The sequence below is a fragment of the Facilibium subflavum genome (assembly GCF_003574485.1).
Taxonomy (GTDB): domain Bacteria; phylum Pseudomonadota; class Gammaproteobacteria; order Francisellales; family Francisellaceae; genus Facilibium; species Facilibium subflavum.
Genome location: NZ_QLIT01000020.1, coordinates 1 through 6,505 on the forward strand (window position 1 = coordinate 1; position 6,505 = coordinate 6,505).

The following is a 6,505-nucleotide window of genomic DNA, read 5'->3' on the forward strand; positions in this document are numbered from 1 at the left end:
CCTTTATGGAGCGGTTACTGATGGTGATTGTTCTATTAGCTATCAGACACAACCTAGACAAGCATGAGGGAGCTTTTAAGGGTTTGTCTCCAGGTAATAATTATCATATATACATATGTAAACTTTAGGGCAAAATTTTGCCACGATCGTGCTTGGTGTTTATTTTGGTATTAATAAAGGGTAGCATTAAAGCCCTTTTGGCTGCTAAAAACCGCCAAGCCTCCCGTTTCACGGGAGCGGTATGACTTGACTAGCCTTTCTGCAGTTCTTAATTTTGCTGACTCAACCTTACAACCCGATTTAAGAACCTTGTGGTATACTTCGATCTTCCACCTAAGAGCATACCAGCCTAAAAGCTTTATGGAGCGGTTACATCCTTTTTGATGCAACTTGTCAGGATTGACTGTTTACAAAATAGAGTAGGTTTTTTATGGGAAAGAAACATTTCACTTATGCAGCTTATTATAATACGTAAGAAATAAATTTAGTGACAAGCCTTGGCATGAGTTAAATTTAACCAGGGATGGAAATTTGACAAGTATTCTATAAGCGCAAGAGGCGATGCTAAAGTTTATGTATCAAAAGACAATGGTATAACATTTAATCCTTTTAAAGGTGAGATAACAAAGGCGGGTGATGCTATACGTAGTATTGCAGTATCAAAGGATGGTAAGTTTATTTATGTAGGGTTAGACGGTGCTTTTACCCCTTTAGAACAGAACTTTTACAAAGTTAATATTAAGCAAAACATGCTTTCATCGGTTGTGGGTAATAGTCCCCAGCATATTGTATCTATTTCGGGATAGCGGAGCTTTAAGGGCTTCTGGTATTAATAAGGGCATCATTAAAAGTGAAAGTTACACATATCAAGTCGTTATGGGTGTGGTCGCTTTCAAAAACCATGGTGTTTACAAAAAAAAATAATCACTGTTGCAATGGCAACATTTTCATCTTTATAAATCTTTACAATAGTCATTAAGTTTTGTAGTTGACAACAATCAGTTGCAATACTGACTTTTGACAATCGTATATAGCATAAAAATAAACACTATAACAAAGGGGGATAAATGAAAAAAATCACGATATTGGTTGGGGGCATCCTTTTTGGTTTCTCTGGTTATGCCTTAGCAGACAATGGTAATAACACTGATAATTCAGATGTTCAACAACAGATACAGCAATTAAAAAAAGAAATTAACCAGTTAAAATCAAATAGCGTAGATAATGATATGTCTAGCAGGAAAAAGGTGAATACTGATGTGTTAAGTGCAGTTCATATTGATACTGACGCACCTTTTGCAAAATATAGTAGTTCGCGCCTGCCATTTTCTATATTGCAAAGCCGAAACAAATATGGTGATAATTCATTAACTTTTGGTGGGTATATCGAATCTGATGTAACGGGCTGGAATGGTGATCAGCTATCTACTGTTGGTGGTGGCAGTTATGATAATGGATGGGATTTATCGATTAATGAGGCTTCTTTATATACTGTTGCAAATATCGGTCATTATATCCAGGCAGCGGTGACGCTCACAGGTTCAAGCTATGCTTCACCAGAAGTAAGAGATGCTTATGTGACGTTTGGGAATCTTGACAGTTTTCCGATCTATTTAACGGTTGGTAAAAATAGATTATCATTTGGACGCTTTGCTGATGGTGGTCCATGGATTGGTGGTTTAACACAAGCCATGTTTAGACCTGGACATGATACGGTATCAGCTAATTTAGGTGCAAGTTTTGGCAGCATCGAAACAAATGATTATAATTTAAACCTTAACCTGGCAGTGTTCCAGACAGATCAAAGCAATAATAATAAAGCAAATTTTATGACCAGTGCTTTTTTTGACTTTGATAATAAGAAAGTTAATTTTGGTGGTAGTTTAGGATATATTTATAATTGGATTGGTACAGGCATGGGAGGCGCTGTTACGGCTGGAGCCGGTAATGTCGTTACAGAAGATCGTAACGGTATTATTAATGCAGAAGCTTATTTTGGTATTGATAATATATTTACATTATCTTCAGGTTGGTCTGGCTCTACTAACCGTGAAGATTATAGTGGAGATGGTTATTTTGGTGCTTGGTATGTCCAAGGGGATATTCCACTGCCTGTTCATGAGGGAAAAATACTTCAGGGATTAAACTTAGGTGCTGGATATCAACAAGCTTATAATACAGAAAACCTGCCTTTTGCTTTACCAGGGGATGAATCAAATAATGGTGGCCCTATGGTGCTTGGTGTTGAAAAAGAGTACCTTACATATTTGTCAGCGCCTGTATTTTCAAAAAATAATCTTGTTAGCTTAGAATATGGTTATCTGACATTGTATAACGGGCAACACACAAGCGAAGTAACCTTAGATATTTCAACTTACTTTTAGGTAAGTTGTATAAAAGTTTGTGGAGGAATTTGATCCCCTTCCTTTTTACAACAATCTTATTCCTCCACAAATCTTATATGCTTTATGTCACTTATCTTTTTGAAATTAAGATAAGCTTCAATAATAATTATAATATCGTTTTTCAAAGGCTTGATTAATCAGTTAGAGTTGCTAGTATTATTCGCTTACCATTTGAATGCTTAGTGGGTTATCTATCGACTTAAACTGATGTTTTGCAATTGATTTAGCAGTGTAATTGTCCTAGCTGTGAGGTATGTTAATATATCTATAAAGCATTAGGTAAACACTTAAAAGAAAAGTAAATAAATAACTATAATAGCCTTAGTGAGGTGTAAGTTATAAATATTGGGTTTTTAAAATGAAAATTTTAATGATTGAGAGCCAAGCACACTTGGTATAACAGATAAAACCAGCCATGGAATATATATATAATATTCAAACAGAGGCTATTTTACATGGGCGTGCCATGGGTGAGCTAAACAAGTTTAATTTCTCACAATATGATGCTTTATTAGTTGGAGCCATTTTGCCTTATGATAATGGCATTGAGGTGTGTAAAAAGATACGTAATTTTTCTAATATTCCAATATTAATACTGTTTGAGCCAGACAAAGTCATCGCGCACATTCAATCAAATCAAGAAGGCACTTTATCAAATGATGAGGCATTATTAACTTATAAACTTCAGGCATTACAATCAAAAGCTGATGACGTACTACCTGTTGATATCCCGCTTAGTGAACTTTATACGCGCATGAAAAACATTATAGCTCGTGCAACGGGTATAAATTATAGTTCCAAAATAAAGCATAAGCGTTACTGTTTTAACATTGCTAATCAAGGTGAAGTATTTTTTGACGCTGTTAAGATGGAGTTGACTTCGAAGCATGGTTTACATGCTTTTTTAAGTACGGGTGAGGCAGATTTACTTGTTGCATTTCTTGATTTCCCAAATAAATTATTGACTAGGGAGTTTTTGTCGGAGACTTTGAAATTAGGTGGCTATGGTGGTTATGAAGATAGGAGTATCGATGTTCGTGTGGCAAGTCTAAGGCGGAAACTATTGGATGTCGAGCATGTATTGATTCGAACAATCCGTGGAAAAGGCTATTTATTTAATGCAGAAGTTGATATTGTAAATAAATAGCCCACGCGCATTGTCTGTTATCTACGGAAATGGAGAAATTGTTATGCAGCAAAAAAGGCAAAAATTGCTTTATTGGCTAATTGGAGTTATCACTTGTACTACTGTTGTGACTTTTATTATGTGCTTTTATTTGTATTCAATAACAAGCACTAACAGATTAAAAATTGCATCCCTTAAGCAGCAAATGAGTTTAAATAACCAGCTCTCAGATACACTGGATTTTGCTTATAATTTTATGTCCCGTTTGTCAAGCCATTCAATATATAATGATCATGAATACCAAGAAAAACACCTAACAACTAATGTACGTGAACTGATAAATAATAATAAAGGTTGGCAACAAAAAATATTGTTTTATTCAATTTCTAAAATAACTATTTCAGAACAACAACAGTCAATTTTAAAGGTAACCTTAAAAATTATTAATCGAAAAGGCAACAAAGAAACGGTTGTTCTATATTTATATATTGAAGGTCAAAAGGGGCACTTTACTATTACAAGAATCATAGCAAAAGACCCAAAGAACCCGCATTTAAATCAACAAAGCTAACAGGAAGCATTAGGGCTATTAAGATGGAGAATATATTGAAAAATGTATTAATTGTGGAAGATGACAAAAATATTGCTGAAATGTTAAGAGATTTGTTTATTAAAAAAGGGGTTCAAGCTTATAGTATTACACATGGACGAAATATTAGTGGATACTTAAAAGCGCAAAATTTTGATTTAGTCATTTTAGATTTAATGCTGCCTTTTAAAAATGGTCTGCAGTTATGTCAAGAGATTAGGCAAATTAAGGATATACCCATCATTATGATCAGTGCCCTTAACGATTCCCATGAGCGCATTAAAGCACTAGAGCTTGGAGCAGACGATTTTTTAGATAAACCCGTCCAGATTGAAGAAATCATTGCACGTGCAAAATTAATTATTGATCGAAAAAGCGCAAGTGCCAATAAGTTGATTAACAAAAATGATTTTTATATTTTTAATGGTTGGCGCTTAGATACAAACAAGATGCGACTGCTATCTCCTCACTCGCTCGAGATTCAGCTCTCCAAACAATTATTTGATATTTTATTGCTTTTTCTAGAACATCCAAATGAATTGCTAAGCCGTGATACAATTGCAGAGAGAGTACTCAAAAGAAACTTTGATGGTTATGATCGAGCTATTGATGTTGCAGTAAGTAAATTAAGGAAAAGGTTACAGCAATCAAATGAAGAAGATATGATTAAAACAAGGCATGGTAAAGGCTATATGCTGGTAGCAGATGTTCAAATAAGTCAAGAGCAGTAAATATGTTTACTGGTGGAAGATTGGTATTTGTCATATTAAGCGCTATAGGTATCACAATATGCTTTATTGTGTTATATACAGTAGGCAAAATTAATAGTGATATTAATTTGCAGCTTCACCATCGAGCACTGTGGAATTTAATGGATATTGTGGAATATGGGCGCGCACATCCTGATCAAAGCTTGGTTAAATTAATGTCAAAAGAGCATTTGCGTTATATGAACCTGGATGAGTTCTATCTGGATTTGGATTTATCAAAACTGCCATTTTACACACCACTTATTAATGTTAAAGATAAAACAGGGCTTATTGCTTATAGTGATAGATATGGCATGCAAAAAGAGTTCTCCCTCTATATCAAGCCGAATTTATGGCTTAATGTTGCTGCTAAGCCAAACTATAATTACTTGTTAGCAAGCCTTTCTGGCCATATTGCCATAATGTTATTTTTGTGTTTAACTCTACTATTTTCAGCATTTATTATTTACAGGCTGTATCGTAATATAACACGTACTTATATTATTGCTGATGAGATTGGTATTAAACCAAATAAGTCTATCTTAATGAGTATCTTTGATGGTTCTTATGAAATTCTTAACAAAATGCATAAGCGGATTGATGACCTTATTAATACAAGAACGCAAATTATTAGCAGTATCTCACATGATTTAAAAACACCACTGGCGCGTATCAATTATCAGCTGCAACTATTACAAGCAGAGCAGGATGTGAAAAATAAGTGTTTGCAGGATACAAAAGAAATGCAGAAGATGATTAATGAGCTGGTGGATATGTCGCGTTTTGAGGATATGCGAAAAACTTATCTAGATTTAGATGCATTAATTGATGTTGTTGTTGAAGGTTATATAGATCAAGGAGCACATGTGGTTTATCATGCGCCTGTTGATAGTGTTCACATCTATGGTAATGAGGATGCTTTTGTCAGAATCTTGTATAATGTTATTGGGAATTCATTGAAGTTTGCCACAAAAATAGAGATTACTTTGCAAAAAAACAAAGAAGGCATTTTGCTGATGGTTGAAGATAATGGTCCTGGTGTGCCTGATGATGTGAATTTAAATGAATTATTCCGTCGCAGAGTACAAGCAGGGAACCAAGAGCTATCACGTACAGAACAAGGTAGCGGTTTGGGGCTGGCAATTGTTTATGAACTTGCACATCAAACCGGAGGGAAAGTTAAGCTGAAAAATCTATTACCAAAGGGATTTTGCGTCGAAATTTATTGGCCATCATAATAAATTTAAATATTTTCTGTGATTACCATGGAGTCTGTGTTCAAATAGGAATTATGCGGTTTATTTGTATTATATATTTTCTTCACGAAGGTTATGATTATTGGCATCAAAGGCTATTATTTTCGTAATAATATAACGCCCAGGTTTGCCTTCAATATAAAAATAAAAGATTGCTTGTTTTGTTTTGCCTTCATGATTGATAAATGTGATATCGCCTTTAATAACCGTTTGGCCTGCGCCTGAAATGGTTAGTTTTGTAAAAGTGTAATGCAGTACTTTTTTGATAATTTTTCTATTTTTATTCACACTACAGGACCACACTACAGGACAGTAGCCACTGAACCCCTTTATTTTTAAGCGTTTTCATGTCATTTTTGTTTTGCTAAAAACGTAATAAA

Annotated in this window: 6 protein-coding genes; 5 read left to right on the top strand and 1 reads right to left on the bottom strand. The window is 34.5% G+C overall.

From position 1 onward, the window contains the following. Nucleotides 1–1,067: 1,067 nt before the first annotated feature. From DNK84_RS02095 to DNK84_RS02115, 5 genes are all read left to right on the top strand, one after another. The gene (locus DNK84_RS02095; RefSeq protein WP_119342926.1) at nucleotides 1,068–2,384 is read left to right on the top strand and encodes a DUF3573 domain-containing protein; all 1,317 of its coding nucleotides are present in this window, start codon (nucleotides 1,068–1,070) and stop codon (nucleotides 2,382–2,384) included. Between the two features lie 436 nt (nucleotides 2,385–2,820). Next, nucleotides 2,821–3,552 carry a response regulator transcription factor gene (locus DNK84_RS02100; protein ID WP_119342927.1) on the top strand — a complete coding sequence of 244 codons (732 nt, stop codon included), beginning with the start codon at nucleotides 2,821–2,823 and terminating at the stop codon, nucleotides 3,550–3,552. A gap of 43 nt (nucleotides 3,553–3,595) precedes the next feature. Beyond that, on the top strand, nucleotides 3,596–4,102 hold the full coding sequence (locus DNK84_RS02105) for a hypothetical protein (protein ID WP_119342928.1): 507 nt from the start codon (nucleotides 3,596–3,598) through the stop codon (nucleotides 4,100–4,102). Between the two features lie 35 nt (nucleotides 4,103–4,137). Continuing rightward, the gene (locus tag DNK84_RS02110) at nucleotides 4,138–4,851 is read left to right on the top strand and encodes a response regulator transcription factor (protein WP_162902153.1); all 714 of its coding nucleotides are present in this window, start codon (nucleotides 4,138–4,140) and stop codon (nucleotides 4,849–4,851) included. A 2-nt stretch (nucleotides 4,852–4,853) separates the two neighbouring features. Further along, nucleotides 4,854–6,107, top strand: a complete 1,254-nt coding sequence (locus tag DNK84_RS02115; protein ID WP_119342930.1) for a sensor histidine kinase — start codon at nucleotides 4,854–4,856, stop codon at nucleotides 6,105–6,107. A gap of 69 nt (nucleotides 6,108–6,176) precedes the next feature. Here DNK84_RS02115 and DNK84_RS02120 read toward each other — a convergent pair whose 3' ends face one another. Beyond that, the gene (locus DNK84_RS02120) at nucleotides 6,177–6,413 is read right to left on the bottom strand and encodes a hypothetical protein (RefSeq protein ID WP_162902154.1); all 237 of its coding nucleotides are present in this window, start codon (nucleotides 6,411–6,413) and stop codon (nucleotides 6,177–6,179) included. Nucleotides 6,414–6,505: the final 92 nt, after the last annotated feature.